Origin of the sequence: Thermoanaerobacter sp. RKWS2 (assembly GCF_026240795.1) — a bacterium.
GTDB lineage: Bacteria > Bacillota > Thermoanaerobacteria > Thermoanaerobacterales > Thermoanaerobacteraceae > Thermoanaerobacter > Thermoanaerobacter ethanolicus.
Genome location: NZ_CP110888.1, coordinates 1 through 19915, shown reverse-complemented (window position 1 = coordinate 19915; position 19915 = coordinate 1). Strand labels below are relative to the sequence as shown.

Annotated in this window: 17 protein-coding genes and 1 other annotated feature; of the genes, 4 read left to right on the top strand and 13 right to left on the bottom strand. The window is 34.1% G+C overall.

Annotation, left to right across the window (positions count from 1 at the left end; translation table 11 throughout):
* The 5 genes from leuD to ilvN are packed head-to-tail and all read right to left on the bottom strand — an operon-like array spanning nt 1 to nt 4444.
* Nucleotides 1-483, bottom strand: coding sequence for a 3-isopropylmalate dehydratase small subunit (gene leuD / locus OEI98_RS00085; protein ID WP_003867393.1), 483 nt, complete (start codon nt 481-483; stop codon nt 1-3).
* The gene (gene leuC, locus OEI98_RS00080) at nt 483-1739 is read right to left on the bottom strand and encodes a 3-isopropylmalate dehydratase large subunit (RefSeq protein ID WP_003869980.1); all 1257 of its coding nucleotides are present in this window, start codon (nt 1737-1739) and stop codon (nt 483-485) included. The genes leuD and leuC overlap by 1 nt, the downstream gene beginning before the upstream one ends.
* Nucleotides 1730-2926, bottom strand: a complete 1197-nt coding sequence (locus tag OEI98_RS00075; RefSeq protein ID WP_003869981.1) for a 2-isopropylmalate synthase — start codon at nt 2924-2926, stop codon at nt 1730-1732. Before OEI98_RS00075 ends, leuC begins: the two co-directional genes overlap by 10 nt.
* A gap of 19 nt (nt 2927-2945) precedes the next feature.
* The gene (gene ilvC, locus OEI98_RS00070; protein WP_266038817.1) at nt 2946-3941 is read right to left on the bottom strand and encodes a ketol-acid reductoisomerase; all 996 of its coding nucleotides are present in this window, start codon (nt 3939-3941) and stop codon (nt 2946-2948) included.
* Nucleotides 3941-4444 (bottom strand): acetolactate synthase small subunit, encoded by a 504-nt coding sequence (gene ilvN / locus OEI98_RS00065; protein WP_003869983.1) that lies wholly within the window; start codon nt 4442-4444, stop codon nt 3941-3943. The genes ilvC and ilvN overlap by 1 nt, the downstream gene beginning before the upstream one ends.
* Nucleotides 4445-4483: 39 nt before the next feature.
* Nucleotides 4484-4722: a binding site (T-box leader), on the bottom strand.
* A 275-nt stretch (nt 4723-4997) separates the two neighbouring features.
* Between ilvN and namA the strand changes: the two genes are divergently transcribed.
* Entirely contained in the window at nt 4998-6011 is a 1014-nt protein-coding gene (namA, locus tag OEI98_RS00060) for an NADPH dehydrogenase NamA (RefSeq protein WP_266038815.1), read from the top strand.
* A gap of 25 nt (nt 6012-6036) precedes the next feature.
* On the opposite strand, the gene gyrA is transcribed toward namA, so the two are convergent.
* Together gyrA and gyrB are read right to left on the bottom strand one after the other, a co-directional pair.
* Complete coding sequence (gyrA, locus tag OEI98_RS00055; protein ID WP_266038813.1) at nt 6037-8460, bottom strand: DNA gyrase subunit A; 2424 nt, start codon at nt 8458-8460, stop codon at nt 6037-6039.
* 14 nt (nt 8461-8474) lie between these two features.
* Nucleotides 8475-10376 (bottom strand): DNA topoisomerase (ATP-hydrolyzing) subunit B, encoded by a 1902-nt coding sequence (gene gyrB, locus OEI98_RS00050; protein WP_003869986.1) that lies wholly within the window; start codon nt 10374-10376, stop codon nt 8475-8477.
* 192 nt (nt 10377-10568) lie between these two features.
* Between gyrB and OEI98_RS00045 the strand changes: the two genes are divergently transcribed.
* From OEI98_RS00045 to OEI98_RS00035, 3 genes are read left to right on the top strand one after another with little or no spacing between them, the layout of a single operon-like run.
* The gene (locus OEI98_RS00045; protein WP_003869987.1) at nt 10569-10898 is read left to right on the top strand and encodes a tRNA-binding protein; all 330 of its coding nucleotides are present in this window, start codon (nt 10569-10571) and stop codon (nt 10896-10898) included.
* Between the two features lie 31 nt (nt 10899-10929).
* Nucleotides 10930-12285 (top strand): Mur ligase family protein, encoded by a 1356-nt coding sequence (locus OEI98_RS00040; protein WP_266038809.1) that lies wholly within the window; start codon nt 10930-10932, stop codon nt 12283-12285.
* Nucleotides 12282-13013, top strand: a complete 732-nt coding sequence (locus tag OEI98_RS00035; protein ID WP_006569850.1) for a type 1 glutamine amidotransferase — start codon at nt 12282-12284, stop codon at nt 13011-13013. Before OEI98_RS00040 ends, OEI98_RS00035 begins: the two co-directional genes overlap by 4 nt.
* Before the next feature lie 356 nt (nt 13014-13369).
* Here the strand turns inward: OEI98_RS00035 and OEI98_RS00030 are convergent, their stop codons facing one another.
* From OEI98_RS00030 to dnaA, 6 genes are all read right to left on the bottom strand, one after another.
* Complete coding sequence (locus tag OEI98_RS00030; RefSeq protein ID WP_266038795.1) at nt 13370-15628, bottom strand: glycoside hydrolase family 31 protein; 2259 nt, start codon at nt 15626-15628, stop codon at nt 13370-13372.
* A 12-nt stretch (nt 15629-15640) separates the two neighbouring features.
* Entirely contained in the window at nt 15641-15898 is a 258-nt protein-coding gene (gene remB, locus OEI98_RS00025) for an extracellular matrix regulator RemB (protein WP_003869991.1), read from the bottom strand.
* An 11-nt stretch (nt 15899-15909) separates the two neighbouring features.
* Nucleotides 15910-16998 carry a DNA replication/repair protein RecF gene (gene recF / locus OEI98_RS00020; protein ID WP_266038792.1) on the bottom strand — a complete coding sequence of 363 codons (1089 nt, stop codon included), beginning with the start codon at nt 16996-16998 and terminating at the stop codon, nt 15910-15912.
* A gap of 10 nt (nt 16999-17008) precedes the next feature.
* A complete protein-coding gene (gene yaaA, locus OEI98_RS00015; RefSeq protein WP_003869993.1) occupies nt 17009-17215 on the bottom strand; it encodes a S4 domain-containing protein YaaA in 207 nt (68 codons plus the stop codon).
* Nucleotides 17216-17235: 20 nt separating this feature from the next.
* Nucleotides 17236-18348: a DNA polymerase III subunit beta gene (gene dnaN / locus OEI98_RS00010; RefSeq protein ID WP_004399505.1), complete on the bottom strand. Its 1113-nt coding sequence runs from the start codon at nt 18346-18348 to the stop codon at nt 17236-17238.
* 235 nt (nt 18349-18583) lie between these two features.
* Nucleotides 18584-19915, bottom strand: a complete 1332-nt coding sequence (gene dnaA / locus OEI98_RS00005; RefSeq protein ID WP_004399506.1) for a chromosomal replication initiator protein DnaA — start codon at nt 19913-19915, stop codon at nt 18584-18586.

Here is a 19915-nt window from a genome sequence, read left to right as displayed (position 1 = left end):
TCACACCTTCTCTCTGACATAATTTATAAGTCCACCATATTTCATTATTTCTTTTATGAAGTCAGGAAAGGGTTGAGCTTTAAATTCTGTTCCCTTAGTCAAATTTTTTATGATTCCATTATCTGTATCAACCAAAACAATATCACCTTCTTCAATCCCATCTACTGCCTCTTTGCATTCTAATATCGGAAGCCCTATATTTATCGCATTTCTGAAAAAAATTCTTGCAAACGACTTAGCAATTATACAGGATATACCAGATGCTTTAATAGCAATTGGCGCATGCTCTCTGGAGGATCCACTACCAAAATTTTCACCTACAACCAGTATATCTCCTTCTTGAACTTTGTTTTTAAACTCTTTGTCTAAATCTTCCATGCAATGCTGTGCCAATTCTTGTGGGTCTGATGTGTTTAAATACCTTGCTGGTATTATAACATCTGTATCTATATTGTCCCCATATTTTATGGCTTTCCCCTGCATCATTCTACCTCCTCTGGACTTACGATATATCCTGCAATAGCTGAAGCCGCCGCAACAGCTGGACTTGAAAGATACACTTCACTCTCAGGATGTCCCATTCTTCCTACAAAATTTCTATTAGTAGTAGCCAGTGCCCTTTCTCCTTTAGCCAGAATTCCCATATGTCCGCCAAGGCAAGGTCCACACGTAGGAGTAGATACTGCCGCACCTGCTTTTATAAACTCTTCGATGTAACCTCTTTTAACACATTCTAAGTATATTTCCTGTGTTGCAGGAAAAATTAAAAGTCTTACATCAGGATGAACCTTTTTGCCTTTCAATATCTTATAAGCTATCTCCATGTCTGATATGCGTCCATTGGTGCAAGAACCAATAACCACTTGGTCTATTTTCACTTTTCCAACCTCATCAATATTTCTGGTGTTTTCAGGCAAATGAGGAAATGCTACTTGAGGCCTTATCTCATCCAAATTTATCTCATAAACCTCACTGTACTCAGCATCTTCATCCCTTTCAAATACTTTATATTCTCTTTTTGCTCTCCCTTTAACATATGCGTCGGTAATTTCGTCAAAATCGAAAATACCGTTTTTAGCCCCTGCTTCAATTGCCATATTGGCAATTGTGAATCTATCGTCGATTGACAAAGCTTTTATGTTTCCTGTAAATTCCATAGATTTGTATAAAGCTCCGTCAACTCCTATTTTTCCGATTATATACAAGATAACATCTTTTCCGCTTACCCATTTTTGCAAATTGCCTTTTAACACAAATTTTATAGCTTCTGGCACTTTAAACCAAGCCTTGCCTGTCGCCATCGCTGCCGCCATGTCAGTGCTTCCAACTCCTGTAGAAAAACAAGTAAGAGCGCCATAGGTACAAGTATGAGAATCGGCACCTATGACAACATCCCCAGGAAGTACAAGTCCTTTTTCGGGTAAAAGTGCGTGCTCTATTCCCATTTGCCCTACTTCAAAGAAATTTACTATTCCATGTTTTTTTGCAAATTTTCTCATTATATTCACTTGCTCCGCCGATTTTATATCTTTATTAGGAACAAAATGATCAGGAACAAGGGCAATTTTTGTATTGTCAAAAACTCTATCAATGCCTATCTTTTCAAACTCCTTTATAGCAACAGGAGCAGTGACGTCATTGCCTAACACCATATCCACATCAACTTCAATTAACTCCCCTGGTTTTACTTCTCTACCAACTTTTGCTGACAATATCTTTTGTGTCAATGTTAAGCCCAAGCTTCTCCCTCCTTAAAACTCCTAAACTCTTCCAAAGTCTCTTCAACAACAAATCTTATATCCTCATCCACAATGACCTTTTTTCTGTCTGCCAAATCTTTAAACCTTCTAAAAGCATCACTTAATTCTCCTGGTGAAAGATTATTGTACCCCAATTGTTTGACTTTCAATTCAAAAGCATTTCTTCCTGAAAGCTTACCTAATGCAAAAGTATCTGGAATTATTCCAATGTCCTCTGGTTTCATTATTTCATAAGTAGCTCTGTTGTTTATAACTCCATGTTGGTGAATTCCCGCTTGATGTCTAAAAGCATTAGCACCTACAATTGCTTTATTAGGTTGGAGTTTAATTCCTGCAAGTTCGCTTACCAATTTGCTTGTATTGTATATCTCTTTAGTGTTTATTCCGTGAACAAGGCCAAAATAATCTTTTCTCGTATTTAATGCCATCACTACTTCTTCCATAGCTGCATTTCCTGCCCTTTCTCCTATTCCGTTTACAGTCACTTCTACCTGAGTTGCTCCGTTTTCTATGGCAGACAAAGAATTCGCTACAGCCATTCCTAAATCATTGTGACAATGAGCACTTATCATTACTCCATCGATGTTGGGAACATTATTTCTGATGTATTTTATGAGTTCTCCAAATTCTCTTGGCATCGCATATCCCACAGTATCGGGCACATTTATTACATTTGCTCCTGCATCAATTACCTCACTAAAAACTTTTACTAAGAAATCCCAATCAGTCCTTGAAGCGTCTTCTGCTGAAAATTGAATCTCATCAAATTTTCCTTTTGCGTATTTTACCATTTCAACGGCTTTTTCAAGCATTTCTTCTCTTGACATCTTAAGTTTGTATTTAAGATGTATATCAGAAGTTGCGATAAAAACGTGTAATCTCGACCTTTCAGCATTTTTCAAAGCGCTGCTAGCTCTGTCTATATCCTCTTTTACAGACCTTGCCATTGCAGCAATAGTAACACCTTTCAATTTATCAGCAATATTTTTAACTGCTTCAAAATCTCCATTAGAAGCTGCTGGAAATCCTGCTTCTATGACATCAACTCCTAAGGATACCAACTGTTTTGCTATTTCAAATTTATCGTTAATGTCAAAGTTGACGCCAGGAGTCTGCTCACCATCTCGTAACGTAGTGTCAAAAACAATGACTCTTTTGACCCCCATTGCCTATCTACCTCCTTATTCATTCTTTTTTAATCCAAGCCATCATTTCTCTCAAACCTTTGCCGACTTTTTCAATAAGATGATTTGCCTCTTTATCTTTTATAGCATTGTACTGTGGTCTTCCTACCTGATTTTCTAAAAGCCACTCTTTTGCAAATTTTCCTGATTGTATTTCTGACAAAACTTTTTTCATCTCTTTTCTTGTTTCCTCTGTTATTATCCTCTTGCCTGTCATATAATCTCCAAATTCTGCAGTATCAGAAATAGAATATCTCATATAACTAAAACCGCCTTCGTATATTAGGTCAACTATAAGTTTCATTTCATGCACACATTCGAAATAAGCTATTTCTGGCTGATAACCAGCTTCTACCAATGTTTCAAATCCTGCTTTCATGAGTTCAGTAACTCCACCACAAAGGACAGCCTGCTCCCCAAAGAGGTCTGTTTCTGTCTCCTCTTTAAAAGTAGTCTCAATGACACCTGCTCTTGTACCTCCTATTCCCTTTGCATAGGCTAAAGCTAAGTCAAAAGCCTTCCCTGTGTAATCTTGATACACTGCTACAAGATTTGGAACTCCCTTTCCTTCTTGGTATACCCTTCTTACAAGGTGTCCTGGTCCTTTTGGAGCTACCATAAACACATCCACATTTTTTGGAGGAACAATCTGTTTAAAATGAATGTTAAACCCATGAGCAAAAGCGAGAGCTTTACCTTCTGTAAGATTTTTTTCTATGCTTTCTTTATAGACTTTTGCCTGCTTTTCATCCGGTATCAGTATCATTATGATATCTGCTACTTTAGCTGCTTCCTCAACTGTATAAACTCGCAGCCCTTCTTTTTCTGCCTTTTCTTTTGATTTGCTTCCCTCGTAAAGGCCAACTACTACATCAAGTCCAGAATCTCTTAAATTTAGTGCATGAGCATGACCCTGACTTCCAAAACCTATTATTGCGATTTTTTTGTTTTTGAGTAAATTTAAATCTGCATCTTTGTCATAATACATCTTTGCCATTACAATTCCCCCTCATATTCTTTTAATGCTTTATTGCCTCTTTCCAAAGCTACAAGGCCTGTTCTTACCAGCTCTTTTACTTCAAATTTGCTTATGAGATTTATAAAAGCATTAATCTTTTCACTATCTCCGGTAATTTCTATAATCAATGAGTCCATTGAAATATCTATAACTTTTGCTCTAAAAGTATCTACAATGTGCATTATGTCATCCCTTGTATTTGAATCATAACCTACTTTAACTAACAACAATTCTCGAGAAACATTATCCCTTGCTCCTATGTTTTGTACTTTCAGCACATCTACAAGTTTATTAAGTTGCCTTATCACCTGGATAACTGTATAATCATCTCCTTTCACTGTCAAAGTTATCCTTGAGATGTCTTCTCTTTCTGTCGTACCTACTGCAAGGCTTTCAATATTATAGCCTCTCCTTGAAAAAAGACCTACTACCCTTGACAAGACTCCTGGATGATTGTTCACAAGGACAGATATAATGTGCAAATTATCACCCCCTATATAAAAATCATTCCCCGCCCTAAATTACAGGGCGGGGATTTCCTCCACGCGGTACCACCTGTTTTCGCTATTACCTCACGGCAATAGCCTCACCAAGTTATACAACTTGACCTGTAACGGGTAATCCCGGTATAGCCTAATAAGCTTACCGCCGTTCAGCTATACAGCTCCAGAGCGATCTAATATGCGCCTCGGCACCGGTTTGCACCATCCACCGGCTCTCTTGAGCCTCAACGCATACCCCTCACCTTCATCGCTTTTATCCTTTATCATTTTAAAAATACAAATCCAAATAAAGTTACTTGTTATTTTAGCAGCATCTTTTACTTTAGTCAACTAAATTATTTGTAAATTTTCAATAATCTATCGTTTACATTTACTAAAAAATTTTAAATATCTCCCAAAAAAATTACTCTTTTTTTAACTATCATTAAAAATTGCTTAAATCGCATGCAGCTTAAACATTTTTGTCAAATTTGGTTTTTAAAAAGATATGTATTATGATTAAAATTAGAAAGTTCAAGAAGGGAGAGTGTTTATGAGTATTTTACATATGCCTTTAAAGATAAAGGATATTACAATAAAAAATAGAATCATGATGTCTCCTATGTGTATGTACTCAGCTTCTACAGATGGGATGCCAAATGACTGGCATATAGTTCATTACGCCACAAGGGCTATTGGTGGAGTAGGACTCATTATGCAAGAAGCCACAGCTGTTGAGAGCAGAGGAAGAATAACTGACCGTGACCTTGGGATATGGAATGATGAGCAAGTTAAAGAATTAAAAAAAATTGTAGACATCTGTAAAGCAAATGGCGCTGTAATGGGAATACAGCTTGCTCATGCAGGAAGAAAATGTGATATACTTTATGAAGATGTTGTAGGACCTTCCCCTATTAAAGCAGGAAACCACTACAAACTTCCAAGAGAATTAACCATTGGCGAAATAAAATCTATAGTAAAAGCTTTTGGGGAAGCTGCTAAAAGGGCTAACTTAGCAGGTTATGATGTAGTTGAAATACATGCAGCTCACGGCTATTTAATCCACGAATTTCTTTCTCCTCTTTCAAATAAGCGAAAAGATGAATACGGTGGTAGCATTGAAAATAGAGCAAGATTTTTAATTGAAGTGATAGATGAAGTTAGAAAAAATTGGCCTGAAAATAAACCTATTTTCGTGCGGGTATCTGCAGATGATTACATGGAAGGCGGAATAAACATAGATATGATGGTAGAATATATCAACATGATAAAAGACAAAGTTGATTTAATTGATGTAAGCAGTGGAGGACTTTTAAATGTTGATATAAATCTATATCCTGGATATCAAGTTAAATACGCTGAAACAATTAAAAAGCGCTGTAATATAAAAACTTCTGCGGTAGGATTAATAACGACACAAGAGCTTGCAGAAGAAATTCTTTCAAATGAAAGGGCAGACTTAGTTGCACTTGGAAGAGAACTTTTAAGAAATCCCTATTGGGTTCTGCATACCTACACTTCAAAGGAAGACTGGCCAAAACAATATGAAAGAGCTTTTAAAAAATAAGCCCCCAAAAATTGAGGGCTTATTTTTATTCTTCATTTTCTATTCTTGCAGTAGAAACAACCCTGTCACCATCATCAAGCTTCATAAGGGTTACTCCTCTTGTATCTCTGTGCATCTTAGAAATATCTGACACCTTCATTCTTATAAGAATCCCATTTGCAGAAATTATCATAAATTCATCTTCTGGATTTACTGACCGTATAGACACCAATTTACCAGTCTTTTCGCTAAGCCTTATTGCAATTATTCCCTTTCCTGCTCTTGTTTGAAGCCTGTATTCCTCTAAGTCCGTTCTCTTCCCAAATCCATTTTCTGTTACTACTAAAATTTCGCTGTTGGGATGAACAAGGTCCATTTCTACCACTTCATCATCTTCTCTCAAGGAAATAGCTATTATACCTTTTGCCACTCTTCCCATAGGTCTTATGTCTTTTTCATTAAATCTTATAGCATAGCCTCTGGCAGTCCCTATTATTATTTCTCTTTCTCCATTTGTTAATTTTACATTTATAAGCTCATCACTTTCTTCCAACGTGATAGCAATTATACCATTTCTCTTAATTGACCTGAACTCTTCTATAGAAGTCTTTTTAATTATGCCTTTTTTAGTGCACATCACAATATACTTAATATCTTCTGACTTTTTAAGAGGAATAACCGCTGTGACTTTCTCTCCTTGAGCTATCTGTATGAGATTGACAATAGCCGTGCCTTTTGCTTGTCTTCCTGTCTCAGGAATGTCTATTGTCCTTAAACTATATACTTTACCTTTGTTTGTAAAGAACAACAGTCTGTCATGAGTTGTAGTGATAAATATATCCTCTACAAAGTCATCTTCTCTTGTAGATATACCTAATATGCCTTTCCCTCCACGTTTTTGAGCCTTATAAGTATCAAGAGGCATTCTCTTTATATATCCATAGTGTGTCATTGTCACTACAACATCTTCCAATTGAACCAAATCCTCTAAATCTAACTCTTCTTCTTTTGCCACAATGCTTGTCTTTCTCGGAGTAGCATATTTATCTTTTATTTCCAAAAGTTCTTTTTTGATTATTTCCAGCACTTTTCTTTCATCTGCCAAAATTTCCTTTAATTCTTTTATCTTTTCAATTAACTCTTTAAGCTCATCTTCTACTTTTTGCCTTTCAAGCCCAGTCAACCTTCCTAATCTCATGTCAACTATCGCTTGTGCTTGTTTTTCGCTTAACCCAAACTTGTCCATTAAATTTTGTTTAGCAATTGCTTCTGTCCTTGAACTTCTTATTATGTTTATCACTTCATCAATGTGGTCAAGGGCGATTTTTAACCCTTCTAAAATATGGGCTCTTTCTTCTGCTTTTCTTAAGTCAAACTTGGTCCTTCTCGTTACAACATCCGCTTGATGATCTACATACTTTTCTATAATCTGCTTTAAATTTAGTATTTTTGGCTCTCCATCTACAAGAGCTAACATTATAGCTCCAAAGGTCTGCTGCATTTGTGTGTGCATATAAAGTTTATTAAGTATCACCTTTGGATTGACATCTCTTTTTAGCTCTATTACAATTTTCATTCCATTCCTATCAGATTCATCTCTCAAATCAGAAATCCCTTCTATGTGCTTGTCACGGACTAACTCAGCTATTTTTTCAATTAACTTAGCTTTTAAAACCATATAAGGAATCTCAGTAATTACAATTCTCGTCTTACCGTGGTGTTCTTCAATTTCTGCCTTTGCCCTAACGACAATTTTACCTCTTCCTGTCTCATAAGTCTCTTTTATACCGTCTCTTCCTAGAATTATTCCTCCTGTAGGAAAGTCAGGTCCTTTTATATATTTCATCAGTTCATCTACTGAAATATAAGGATTGTCTATATAAGCGACAATTCCATCTATGACTTCTCCTAAATTGTGAGGAGGAATATTCGTAGCCATACCTACAGCAATTCCTTGAGAGCCGTTGACTAAAAGATTAGGAAATCGAGAGGGAAGTACAACTGGTTCCTTTAAAGTCTCATCAAAGTTTGGCACAAAATCTACTGTCTCTTTGTTGATATCTGTAAGCATCTCAAGGGCAATTTTTGAAAGCCTCGCCTCTGTGTACCTCATGGCAGCCGGAGGGTCTCCATCTATGCTTCCAAAGTTTCCGTGCCCATCTATCAAAGTTTCTCTCATTGAAAAATCCTGTGCTAGTCTCACTAAAGTATCGTAAACAGCTGCATCACCGTGAGGATGGTATTTTCCTAAAACTTCACCAACAACTGCAACGCTCTTTTTATATGGCTTGTCAGGGGTTAATCCCAACTCATTCATAGCATAGAGAATCCTTCTATGAACTGGTTTTAAACCATCTCTCACATCTGGCAATGCCCTTCCAACAATTACACTCATCGCATAATCTATATAAGATTTTTTCATTTCATCTTCAATGTCTACTGGGATTACTTTCTCTTTTTCTTCACTCATCTATTTCACCTCTTTTATATGTCCAAGTTTCTAACTGTTTTTGCATATTTTTCTATAAATTCCCTTCTTGGTTCGACTTTATCCCCCATCAAAATGGTGAAAATTTCATCTGCAGCTATCGCATCCTCTAATGTAACTTTAAGCATCGTCCTCTTCTCTGGATCCATAGTTGTATCCCATAACTGGTCAGCATTCATTTCTCCAAGACCTTTATACCTTTGAACAGTATAATTTTCCCTTCCAATTTCATTTAAGATCTTGTCTAATTCTCTATCCGAGTAAGCATAATATACCTTTTTGCCCTTTGTAATTTTATATAAAGGTGGTTGAGCAATGAACACATTTCCATTTTCAATTAAAGGTCTCATAAACCTATAGAAAAATGTTAAAAGTAATGTCCTAATATGGCTTCCATCTACGTCTGCATCTGTCATTATAACTATTTTGTGGTACCTTAACTTACTTATATCAAAATCATTCCCTACGCCAGTACCTAAAGCAGTTATCATTGCTCTTATCTCTTCATTAGACAATATCTTGTCAAGTCTTGCCTTCTCTACATTTAAAATTTTTCCTCGGAGTGGAAGTATCGCTTGAAATCTACTGTTTCTACCTGATTTAGCAGAACCTCCTGCAGAGTCACCCTCTACCAAGAAAAGCTCACATTTGGAAGGGTCTTTCTCCGAACAGTCGGCAAGTTTACCCGGCAAAGTAGTATTTTCAAGAGCAGACTTTCTTCTGGTAAGCTCTCTGGCTTTTCTCGCAGCTTCCCTTGCTCTTGCTGCTTGAGTAGCTTTTTCTACTATAACTTTTGCAACTGAGGGATTTTCTTCTAAAAAAGCCGAGAGTTTTTCTGTTACTACATTTTCTACAATAGACCTCATTTCAGAATTTCCTAATTTTGTTTTAGTCTGTCCTTCAAACTGTGGATTTTTTAATTTTACACTTACAATAGCTGTAAGTCCTTCTCTTACATCTTCACCCTGTAAATTTTTCTCGTTATCTTTTATAATCCCGTATTTTCTTGCGTAATCATTAATGACTTTAGTCAAAGCTGCTTTAAAGCCTACTAGATGGGTACCGCCTTCTCTAGTATCAATATTATTAGCAAAACTAAAGATATTTTCATTATAGCTGTCATTATACTGCATGCAAACCTCTACTTCATAGTCGCTATTTTTCGCTTCCATGTATATAGGCTCTTCATGGAGGACTTCTTTATTTCTATTTAAATACTTTACAAAAGATATAATTCCACCTTCGTAGTTAAAGACCTCTTCTTTTCCGTGTCTTTCGTCTATAAGCTTAATATTTATACCCTTATTTAAAAACGCTAATTCTCTCAATCTTTGAGCTAATACATCATAGTCGAATACAGTTTCTTCAAAAATCTCCTTATCCGGCTTAAAAGTAATAGTTGTACCTGTCTCTTCTGTCTCTCCAATAACCTCTAAATCCGTTTTTGGAACTCCTCTTTCATATATTTGCCTATAAATTTTCCCATGTTGTTTTACAATAACTTCTAATTTTTCAGATAATGCATTTACAACAGAAACACCTACTCCATGCAATCCTCCAGATACTTTGTAAGCGTCATTATTAAATTTTCCACCTGCATGTAACATCGTTAAAGCTACTTCTACAGCCGGTTTTCCAACTTTTGGGTGAATATCTGTAGGTATACCTCTTCCGTCGTCTTCAACCGTTATAGAATTATCTTTGTGTATAGTAACTACTATATTTTTGCAATAACCGGCCAATGCTTCATCTATACTATTATCGACTACCTCGTATACAAGGTGATGCAGTCCTCTGCTACCAGTAGAACCTATATACATTCCTGGCCTTTTTCTCACAGCTTCTAAACCCTCTAATATTTGTATTTGACTTGCAGTATAAGTTTCATCCTTTGCCATATTCACAACCTCCGCAAATTTATCCAACAGTTTTATTTTATCATTCTTTTAAGAATTGCTCAATTCAAAACATTTCCCGAAAAATTTCCCGGGAAATGAAGAGGAAATAATTTTATTTTTATTATTGCCTATAATATAATATACTTAACAAATATACCTATAATATAATATACTTAAATTGAGGTGAATTCAATGGCTACTTATGAAGATTTTTTAAAACTTGACATACGTGTAGGAAGAATAATTGAGGTAGAAGACTTTCCAAAAGCAAAAAAACCTGCTTATAAGTTAAAAATTGACTTTGGCGAATTAGGAATCAAAAAGTCCAGCGCTCAAATAACAAAATTGTACAAAAAAGAAGAGTTGTATAATAAATTGGTGGTCTGCGTAGTTAATTTTCCTCCAAAGCAAGTAGTAGATTTTATATCTGAAGTATTGTTGCTTGGAGTTGATGACGAAGATGGGAATGTCGTCTTGCTTCAACCAGAAAGAGAAGTAAAAATAGGCAATAAAATCTATTAATGGTTTTATTTTTTATGGAAGGTGGTAAATAGTGAAATTTTTAGGTGTCAACATAGGTAAACTCATCAACATATCCTGCAAAATCACAGGAAAAGGTGGAACATCTCTTCCCGGAAAAATCGCACTAAAGTACGATTCTAAATTAATTGAAAAACTAATAGGGCCCATAAAAAACAACAAAGTAATAATAACAGGTACAAATGGCAAAACTACAACTTCCGGATTAATAGCCTCTATTTTGACCACTGCTGGGAAAAGTGTTGTACACAACAAAGAAGGAGCAAATATGAAAACGGGAATTGCGACTGCTTTAATAAAAAGCAGCAATTTTTTGGGAAATTTACAAAAAGATGCAACCGTTTTTGAAGTAGATGAAGCAAACATGCCCATTGTGATAGAAGATGTAAAACCCAATATAGTAGTAATAACCAACTTTTTTAGAGACCAATTAGACAGATATGGAGAACTAGATACAACAGTAGAAAAAGTAAAAAAAGCCCTTTTAAACCTGCCACAAGATTCTATAGTATTACTAAACGCTGATGAACCTTTTACAGCTTCAATAGGAGATGAAATAAAATCGAAAGTTTTTTACTATGGAATTGAAGACAACATTGAAGGAATTAACTCCTCTTCTTTTGAACAAAAATACTGTCCAATTTGTGCCCACAAATACGAATATAAAAAAATATATTACGGGCAACTGGGAGACTATTACTGCCCCAATTGTGGCAAAAAGCGACCAAACCCTCATTTTAAAGCCACTAATATATTTTTAAATGAAGATAGAATAAATTTTAATATATACTATAAAGATAAAATTTTTACAGTTAAAAGTAGATTAATAGGCTTATACAATGTGTATAATTTATTAGCAGCTATATCTGCTGGCATTTTGTTGAACATAGACTTTAGCACTATATTAAAAGCAATAGAAAGCTATTGGCCAATAGAAGGAAGATTACAAAAAACTAAAATAAAAAGCAAAAGGACAATAATAAATTTAATCAAAAACCCCATCGGTTTTGAAAGCACTTTAAATATGCTATCTCAATTTAATAAACCCTTAAACCTTTTAATTTCTATAAATGATAATTACGCTGATGGAAGGGATGTGTCTTGGCTGTGGGATGTAAACTTAGAAAGCTTTTTATCAAAGACAAAAGTAAACTATATAGTAACTTCAGGTTTAAGGGCAGAAGACATGGCAGTAAGATTAAAATATGCCGGCTTTGATATTAAAAAAATAAAAATAATAAATTCTATAGAAAAAGCTCTTGACACTATAGCTGATTTAACAGAAGAAGAATTAATAGCTGTACTTCCCAACTATACTTCTTTGTATGATGTAAGCAAATATTTAAAATTACAGGAGGCAAAAAAATGAAATTAGTCGTTGGCCACATGTATCCTGATTTATTAAACTTATATGGAGACATAGGAAATATTGTAGCTTTAAAAAAAAGATGTGAATGGAGAAAAATTGAAATAGAGATAAAGCCAATAACTTTAGATTACACTGAAGAATTTACTGACATAGACCTTCTATTCTTAGGAGGAGGGTCAGATAGAGAGCAAAAAATTGTAAGTGATGATTTAAAAAATAAAAAAGGTAAAAATTTGAAAACAGCTATTGAAGATGGTTTGACAGTATTAGCTATATGTGGAGGATATCAATTACTTGGAGAATACTATCAAACTCTGGCTGGTAGCAAATTAGAAGGTTTAGGAATTTTAAAAGCCTGGACAATAGCTGGTAATAGGAGATTGATAGGAAATATAGTTATAGAGACAAATATAGCCGATAAAAATTTTAAAATGGTAGGTTTTGAGAATCACTCAGGAAAAACTTTTTTGGAAAAAATAGAGCCTTTAGGTAAAGTAATAATTGGAAATGGAAATAATGGAGAAGATAAAACAGAAGGATGTATCTATAAAAATGTGTATGGAACATATCTCCACGGTCCAGTACTACCCAAAAATCCTGAATTTGCAGATATTTTAATTGAAACTGCTTTAAAGAGAAAATATGGAAAAGTAGAATTAACTCCTTTGGATGACTCTTTAGAACAACAAGCTAAACAATCTTTGATAGAAAGATTTGTAAAAAAATAGAGGATTACGGCCTCTATCAGCTTGTTGACAAAGTATAATTTTGATTGGCATTTTGTTGCTCCAGCGACAAAGCAGGCTAAACTAACGCTCGCTCTCAGACTCCAGCGGGGTTCCGGCCACATTCGACATCCTGTCTCAGGTGGCCGCTTCCGCCATCCGTGGCTCCAGCCCCGCCTCCGTCATCACACTTGCTAAGTTTCCCGGCACTCAAGTAAGTATGATTGTTTTTCTATTTTTGCTTTATCAAACTCTCTTACTTGAGTGCCGGGCTGCTTTGTAACAAGTCACTCCTTATGCAAAATATCTCCTTTACAAAATAGTTTGTCTACAGTCTGATAGAGGCTTTTGCCTCTATTTTACAATTCAATTTCACAACTTTCCTTCTCAACTTTTTCACCATTTATCTTAATCTCTTTGATGTCGTCAAAATTTTTAAATATAAATTTATACTTTTTAACTCCTTTGTCATAGCCAAAGTGAATTTTATCAAATTTTATATCCATTCTTCCTTCTTTATAACAAAAACTTATATCGAAGAGGTTATAAACCCCTTTAGTATAATCGAAAGATTTTCCATCATCTTCATAATGGAGATAATGTCCCTCTTTCCCTTTGTATATCTCCACTGTTAATTCTTCCAGCTTCTTTTCCCCTATAAAAGACTGAGGCTGCTGTTTTAACAGTATTCCTCCTTCTTTTACAAAAAGAGGTATTACTTCTATAGGAGCATCCACAAGGTAATAGTTTTTTCCTTTGAATCCTTTTCCCGTCCAGTAATCATACCAGATTCCTTCAGGCAAATAAACTTCTCTTCTTTCTTTTGAAGGAAGATATACAGGAGCAACTAAGAGACCTTCTCCAAACATAAATTCATCATATATCTTATGAGTATTTTCATCTTTTTGATATTCAAAAACCAAAGGCCTCATAATAGGATAGCCTTTTTGAGATGCAATGTAAAACAAATCATATAAGTAAGGCAAAAGTTCATATCTCATTTTTATATATTTTCGAGAAATATCTTCTGCTCTTTTACCAAAAGACCATGGCTCTTGGTCTTTTGTTCCTATTGCAGAATGAACTCTTAAAAACGGAGTAAATATCGCAGCCTCTATCCACCTTATAAAAAGTTCTTCATGGCAATCTCCTTCAAATCCTCCAACATCTGCTCCTGCAAACGGTTGTCCAGATAAACCTATGTTCATTATCATTGGCATCATCATAAGAAGATGCTCATACAAGCTTCTGTTGTCTCCTGTCCACATTGCAGCATACCTTTGTATCCCTGAAAAAGCGGCTCTTGTCAAAACAAAAGGCCTTTCATTAGGTCTTATCCTTAGAAAACCATCTCTTGTGGCCATTGCCATGTAATTTGCATAGACATTGTGAGCCTCTTTGTGAAGTACCTTTTCTCCATCTAAAATATGAATATTATCCTCTGGCATTGTTTTTGTAGGTGTTTCAAAAACAGCTGGTTCATTCATATCATTCCATATACCATCAATGCCATCATTTATAAATTCTCTGTGCTTTTCACCCCACCAATATCTCACTTCTTCTTGTAAAAAGTCAGGAAAACAAGCTTCCCCTGGCCATACTTTTCCAACGTAGGTTATACCGTACTTATCCTTTACAAAATAACCCTTTTCAATTCCTTCTCTGTAAACATGGTAGTCGTAATCTCTCTTAACTCCTGGATCTACAATTGTCACTACTTTAAATCCCATTTCTTTAAGCTGTTTTAACATTTCTTTGTGGTTTTTAAACGTTTCTTTATTCCATGTAAAAACTCTATACCCTTCCATGTAATCTATATCGAGATATATCACATCACAAGGAATATCTTTTTCTCTAAAAGTTTTTGCAACCTCCAGTACTCTCTCTTGTGGGGTGTAACTATATCTGCTTTGTTGATTACCTAATACCCATAATGGCGGAAGACTTATCCTTCCTGTAAGATATGTATAATTTTCCACAACCTCTTTTATGTCTTCTCCGTATATAAAATAGTAGTTCATTTGGCCGCCATATGCTCCAAAAAAATAATATTCTTGACTTTCTTGACCCATATCAAAAAAAGACCTAAAACTGTTGTCCAAAAATATTCCATAAGTGTGATAATCGTTCATTCCTATGAAAAAAGGGTAAGACTCATATAAAAGTTTTGTAGTCTGGTTGTGAGTCATAAATTCATCTGTATTCCACATCTCCAGCCTTTCGCCTTTTTTGTCGAGATATCCTGCTTTTTCTCCAAAACCGTAAAAATGGTCTTCTCTTAACTTTTTATAGCACCTTACATCTGTTTCATTGAACTTTGCTCCTCCATTGTAATCCTCATTAATTATATTTCCATTTTTATCTAGGAAACTCACAGAAAGGTCATTTTTATTTATTTTTACTTTCAATGAATTAGTCTCAATTAATATGCTTTCTAATTCATCACTTATACTAAACTCAGGAGTATCGTATTCTTTCCTTTCTATCGCAATTGTATCCTTTCTTTTTTCCTCTTTATTACTTACAAAAACGTTAATAATTTTATCACCTAATACTCTAAGCTCTAACTTCTTTCCTTCATTTCTCACAACAATTTTTTCCGATGTTTTTTGATACAATTCAATACCTCCCTATTCCTCTATTTTTTGTGTCCTTCTTATAAGAGTAAAGGCAGAAATTGGTGATAAATAAATAATACTCCTCTTATCCCTTTCTGTGATTATAAAAGACTTTGGCTTTTCGTCAGAAATTCTGACCACAAATCCTTCTTCTTCCGCTACTCTCAGAAACTGAATAGTAGCTTCAGAAGTGGTTACAATATTCATATCAAAAATGCCTATAATTTCTTTATCGGGTACTACCACGTTGCCGCCTAAATGGACATACATTTTTTGACCCCCTATTCCTTAATGACAACCCCATTAGATATCTTAAAATAACAATCTCCTTTTAAATCTCTTTTTGTAGTATGGGTTATAAAAGTCTGAAAACCTTGCAATCTTTCTAAGATATATTTCTTTCTATTTTCATCTAACTCTGACATTACATCATCCAAAAGCAGTATGGGTTTTTCACTAGTCTCCTTTTTTAAAATTTCAAACTCTGATAATTTAAGGCATAAAGCCACTGTTCGCTGTTGACCTTGAGAAGAATATACTCTTGAATCATAGCCGTTTATAATAATCTTAAAATCTTCCCTATGAGGTCCTACTTGTGTTGTAAGATACTTTAAATCTAAATCTATATTCTTTAATAGTTTTTCTTTTAATCTTTTTTTAACTATTTCTTCATCTGAAGCATCTTTAAGTCCAACACTATTTAGGTAGACAATTTCTGCTGTCTCATTGGAAATTTCAAGTAAAAATTTTTTTATATTAATTTCTACATTTTTTAAGTAACTTTGTCTCACCACAATTATTTTTGCACCGTATTCTACTAATTGGTCATCAAAAATTTCTAGTATACTTCTACTTTTTCCTTCTTTTATAGTCTTTAATAGTTTATTTCTATTTATTAGTATTTTGTTATATTGCATGAGGTTATAAAGATAATTCTTTTCAACCACAGATATACAAGAATCTAAATATTTCCTGCGATAGGAAGGTCCTTCTTTTATTATGTTTAAATCTTCAGGAGAAAAAATGACTGTCAAAAGTTGACCTAAAAGTTCGGAAGTTGACTTTATTTTATTGCCATTTACTTTAATGACTTTATTTTCATTTTTCTTGTATCCAAATTCTATTTTTTTATCGTTATTTTCTTGACAAATTATTGCTTTTACATAAAAATAATCTTCTCCAAATTTTATTAGTTCTGTAGTTTTGCTCCCTCTAAAAGACCTTCCCATACTTAAAAGCCTAATACTTTCTAATAAATTGCTCTTTCCTTGTGCATTTAAACCATAAAATATATTTATTCCTTCGCAAAATTCTATTTTTTGCTTTTGTAAATTTCTAAAATTGTCGACAAATAGCTCCTTCACATACAAGTTAAATTCCTCACTTTATGATATAAGTTTTACCCTCTACCTCAATTATATCATTTTTGCGAAGTTTTTTACCTCTTTTTAATTCTATTGCGCCATTTACTTTAACTTTTCCTTCTAAAATAAATTGCTTTGCTTGTCCTCCAGTTTGACATATTTTCATATACTTTAAAAATTGCCCTAAGGTAATATATTCCGTCTCTATAGGCACTTCTATCATTTAAAAAACACCTCTTATTTTTAATTGAGTTTTACAGGAAGTATCATATAAAGATAATCTTTACTTCCTATAGGTTTTATTATTAATGGATTTATACTATTTATGAAATAAAGCGTTATTTCCTCTTCATCGATGGCTCTTAAAGAATCTAATAAATATCTTGAGTTAAAAGCGATCTCAAGAAACATTCCTTTTACATCGACTTCTATCTTTTCTACCATTTTACCCTTTTCAGAATTAGAAGAAACAGTAATAAATTTATCACCAATCTCAAACTTAATCAAATTATTTTTGCTTTCTGCAATTAGTGAAGCTCTTTCAATACTTTCAGTTAAAACTTCTCTTTTGACTACCACTTCAGTCTTATAATCCTTTGGTAAAACAGCATTGTAGTTTATAAAGCTTCCTTCTAAAAGCCTCGATATTACCTTTGTATTTTCAATTTGGAATAACACTTGATTAGCAGTGTGGTATATCTCTATCTCTGTTTCCTCATCTTTTAAGATTCTGTATATCTCTTCTAAAGTTTTACCTGGAATTACTATAGAATATTTTTCTATATCCTCGTCAAAGAATTTTTCCTCACTCTGATAAGAATATATAGCCATTCTAAATCCATCTAAAGCTACTGCTTTAACTTCATTTTGAAACACTTCGAATAGAACACCTGTCAAAATAGGTCTTGTTTGCTCCTGGGCAATACAAAAGACTGTTTTTCTTATTAGGTCTTTTAGAATATTTTGCGTCAACTTAAAAGAATTTTCTCTAGATACTTGAGGGATTTCAGGAAATTCTACAGCGTCGCTTCCTGCAATAGTGAAATTTATGCTATCGCAAACTACATTTACCGTGTTTTGAGAATCACTTTCTACTTTTACTTCTCCCTCTGGCAATTTTCGAACTAATTCTGAAAAAATTTTTGCAGGTACAACTATTTCTCCCTCTTCTTCTACCACTGCAGGAATTTGACACTCTATCCCTATGTCCAAATCAGTTCCTGAAAATTTGACTTGACCTTTCAAAGCTGAAATTTTGATACCTTGAAGAATAGGAAGAGTAGTTCGGGAAGATACCCCCCTTATTGCAATATTTACTCCTTCAAATAATGAATTTTTATCACACACAAATTTCATTTTTTTCACTCCTGTTTTTGAGAATATTTTTTTGAATCAAATCATATAATAAATAAGATAAGCATTTAGTAGTCGTAGTAATAGAAAGTGTTAGTTTGTTAGTAATGGTTTGTGAAGCAGAGAAAAAGTCGATAATTGTCTGTGAATAACTTTTGGACAATTATTTAAAATTATTAACAATATTCACAGACAAAAAATTTTAAAACATATAAACAGGGTTATCCCTGTTTATATGTTAAAAACCTTTTATTCTCTTTTTAAGTTCCTCAATCTGCCTTGAGAGAAGTTCGTCTTGTTTTATTTCATTAGAGATTTTTTCATAGGCATGTATTACAGTAGTATGGTCTTTTCCAAATTCTTCTCCTATCTTTGGAAGAGATAAATCTGTCAATTCTCTTGCTAAGTACATGGCAATTTGTCGAGGATAAGCTATGTTTTTTGTTCTCTTGCGGGACCTGAAGTCTTCTAGTTTTATGTTATAGTACTTGCAAACTTCTTCTTGTATGAGTTTTACAGTTATTTCCCTTGTTTTATTAGATACAATTTCCTTTAGGGCATGCTTAGTTAATTCTAAGTCTATATTAGATTTTGTAAGATTTGAAAAAGCTACGATTCTTATTAGTGCTCCTTCTAACTCTCTTATGTTTGATTGAATTTTTTCTGCCACATAGGCTAAAACTTCGTCGGGGATATTGAGATTTTCTGTTTGAGCTTTCTTTTTAAGTATTGCTATTCTTGTCTCATAATCTGGTGGCTGTATATCCGCGATTAAACCCCACTCAAACCTTGACCTTAGCCTTTCTTCTAAAGTTGGAATTTCTTTTGGTGGTCTGTCACTAGAGATAACTATTTGCTTGTTTGCTTCGTAAAGGGTGTTAAAAGTATGGAAAAATTCTTCTTGAGTTCGTTCTTTTTTGGCTATAAATTGAATATCATCTATTAGAAGGACATCAATATTTCTGTACTTGTTTCTAAATTCTTCATTTTTATCGTCTTTTATGGAGTTAACTAACTCGTTTGTAAACGTTTCTGACGTAACGTACATTATTTTGTAGCCACTTTGATGTTTATTGATAAAGTGCCCTATTGCATGCATTAAATGGGTTTTGCCTAAACCTACTCCTCCATAAATAAATAAAGGGTTATAAGCTTTTGCTGGAGCTTGAGCTACTGCAAGACATGCAGCGTGAGCAAGTTTATTGCTGTTTCCAACTACAAAAGTATCAAAAGTATATTTTGGATTTAGAGTGGAAAGAGTGGTGGATTCAGTTAGGTTTTCTTTTTCTAAGGATTCTTTGATTTCTCTATATTCTTCTTCGTCTTCTGATAATATTTTTATCTCGTATAGTTTATTTGTAGCTTTTGAAGCAGCGTCGTAGATAATATTTATATATCTTCCATTTATTATATTTTTTGTAAAAGTATTAGGAGTGCTTAAAAATAATACATCATCAATGATTGCTAAGGGTTTTATGTGAACTAACCAGGTGTTATAGCTGGTGGGGGTAAGCTCACTCTTTATGACCTCCACTATCCTCTCCCATATTTGACGATGATCTCCATACAT

Bases quoted from the DNA above. Each gene is read 5' to 3' on its own strand.
- leuD (WP_003867393.1), bottom strand. From the start codon at position 483: ATGCAGGGGAAAGCCATAAAATATGGGGACAATATAGATACAGATGTT.
- OEI98_RS00075 (WP_003869981.1), bottom strand. From the start codon at position 2,926: ATGGGGGTCAAAAGAGTCATTGTTTTTGACACTACGTTACGAGATGGT.
- ilvC (WP_266038817.1), bottom strand. From the start codon at position 3,941: ATGGCAAAGATGTATTATGACAAAGATGCAGATTTAAATTTACTCAAA.
- namA (WP_266038815.1), top strand. From the start codon at position 4,998: ATGAGTATTTTACATATGCCTTTAAAGATAAAGGATATTACAATAAAA.
- gyrA (WP_266038813.1), bottom strand. From the start codon at position 8,460: ATGAGTGAAGAAAAAGAGAAAGTAATCCCAGTAGACATTGAAGATGAA.
- gyrB (WP_003869986.1), bottom strand. From the start codon at position 10,376: ATGGCAAAGGATGAAACTTATACTGCAAGTCAAATACAAATATTAGAG.
- OEI98_RS00045 (WP_003869987.1), top strand. From the start codon at position 10,569: ATGGCTACTTATGAAGATTTTTTAAAACTTGACATACGTGTAGGAAGA.
- OEI98_RS00035 (WP_006569850.1), top strand. From the start codon at position 12,282: ATGAAATTAGTCGTTGGCCACATGTATCCTGATTTATTAAACTTATAT.
- remB (WP_003869991.1), bottom strand. From the start codon at position 15,898: ATGTATGTCCATTTAGGCGGCAACGTGGTAGTACCCGATAAAGAAATT.
- yaaA (WP_003869993.1), bottom strand. From the start codon at position 17,215: ATGATAGAAGTGCCTATAGAGACGGAATATATTACCTTAGGGCAATTT.
- dnaN (WP_004399505.1), bottom strand. From the start codon at position 18,348: ATGAAATTTGTGTGTGATAAAAATTCATTATTTGAAGGAGTAAATATT.
- dnaA (WP_004399506.1), bottom strand. From the start codon at position 19,915: ATGTATGGAGATCATCGTCAAATATGGGAGAGGATAGTGGAGGTCATA.